Raw genomic sequence first — 1,720 nt, 5'->3', positions numbered from 1 at the left:
ACCCAACCAGCCTCTCTATTTCGAGGGACGGTTGCTTTACGGCCAGACTGAGAGCGAGATCACCCCACTGGGTACTTATACCGATGACTTTGATACCAAACGTTGGTTGACACAATTGCGTGCAACAGGGGATTACATGGTGCAGGATACCACCCTGATGCCGCTTCTAGATTTCACCTACACCGAGGACCAACAACAGACCTATATCGATAGCCTGGGTAACACGATCCCAAACCAGACTGTTGATTTGATGCAATGGAGCATAGGGATGGACTTCAAAACCCCAATTGTCGAAGCAGGTAGCCTTGAACTCGTTGGTGGTTTGTCTGGAATCTATTCCTCCAGCAATGGCGCTACTGCTGCACCAGAGTTTGAGAATTGGCGCGGGCGCACTCACCTGGGTTTGGATTATGCAGGCACTCATACAACTTTCCGCCTTGGCACATTCTATGACGGCCTCGGGAGCGATTACGAAAGCTACGGTGCGAACCTTACCCTAGATATCCGCTTCTGAGCCACCGCTTAGGGTGTCATTCTGCACTCAGCCGGAATCGACCCCATCGTGACTGGTGGCGGCAGTTGGGACAAGATCAACGAGACGTATCGCCGTTTCGCGACCCAGTTGCGGTTTCATATTGATGCCTGCCAAGCGTCTCGACCCGCCAGGGCTTTGGAACATTGGTTCTGTCGAGGCACCTCACCACATAAGAAAAACGCGAGGCCAATCCGGCTCTGCGTCACTTCTCGATACGCAAGCGCTTCACGGCCTCCGGATCCGCCTCAATCATTTGGAAGTATGATAGGACGGCAGCGGCTGGGATGCTCACGCATTGCTCGTATTTCTGAAGGGTCTTGAGGTCTACGCCATATACGACAGCGAACTGCTCTTGGGTTAGACCTGCACCTTCGCGGACTTTCTTGACCCATTTCCCGGCGACACTCTTGGACTTTATGTGAGGTCTTTTTCGAAGGAATTTGCCTTGCACCCCTGCGGCAGCCAGTTCTTCGACCAGATGATCTCGCGAGGTTACTCTTGGAAGAACTAATGTAACCTCGTTCCCGGCAATGACATCTTCCACGGCCCGCTTTGCCCTGAGAAGCGTGAGACCACATTTTGCCAAGATACGCGTCACCGCTATAGCATTGATCGCGAACGTTGCGCCTTCAGGACGAAGGACTAGGCTTTCTCGTAAACCGGACCGGTTTCGGTCGACGTCCTGGATTTGCCCCGGTCGTCCGAATAGCTCCTTCAATCCTGCATTCATCATAGTCCAAATCCTCGAGCATCGCCCTTGCAATCTGCCGGAGCCTTATGGATCCCAACCCATTCGCATCAAAGTCCACACCGTGCAGATGAAGGCCTCTCGCAATAATCACCCTGCTTTCATAGTCGATTTCGATTTCGGCCATGACCTCGAGATACCCCTCAGGAATCTCAATGGACACTATCACAACCGGATCTTCGGATTCATCGATGGTGACCGACAGGATAACATCATCTTTCACAGAAAAGATACCCTACTGGGGGAGTCAAATCAATGGGCACTCACGAGACCTTGACGAGGGAACCCCCGAATTCACAGGCAAATACTATCTAGTTTCAATGATCAACGATGCAAACCTGAGACAATGAGTGCTGTGGCCATGACAAAAACGGTCCGTTTTTGGCCATCGTCCCCTGCCCTACTTGTGTGACCTTCACCGCTATTTGGCGTCTTTC

At 52.2% G+C, this 1,720-nt stretch carries 2 protein-coding genes and 1 pseudogene; 1 reads left to right on the top strand and 2 read right to left on the bottom strand.

Features of this window, described 5'->3' with window-relative positions:
* A pseudogene (locus tag MCRY_RS23090) lies at positions 1–514 on the top strand (HYR domain-containing protein); the annotation flags it as partial.
* Positions 515–737: 223 nt separating this feature from the next.
* On the opposite strand, the gene MCRY_RS23085 reads toward MCRY_RS23090, so the two are convergent.
* Both MCRY_RS23085 and MCRY_RS23080 read right to left on the bottom strand, forming a co-directional pair.
* Positions 738–1,079, bottom strand: coding sequence for a helix-turn-helix domain-containing protein (locus MCRY_RS23085; protein ID WP_176234557.1), 342 nt, complete (start codon positions 1,077–1,079; stop codon positions 738–740).
* Positions 1,080–1,164: 85 nt separating this feature from the next.
* Positions 1,165–1,506: a hypothetical protein gene (locus MCRY_RS23080; protein ID WP_176234556.1), complete on the bottom strand. Its 342-nt coding sequence runs from the start codon at positions 1,504–1,506 to the stop codon at positions 1,165–1,167.
* Positions 1,507–1,720 lie beyond the last annotated feature (214 nt).

Source organism: Marivita cryptomonadis (genome assembly GCF_002115725.1).
Classification (GTDB): domain Bacteria; phylum Pseudomonadota; class Alphaproteobacteria; order Rhodobacterales; family Rhodobacteraceae; genus Marivita; species Marivita cryptomonadis.
The sequence above is the reverse complement of the archived record's forward strand: the minus strand, read 5'-3'. Positions and strand labels throughout refer to the sequence as shown.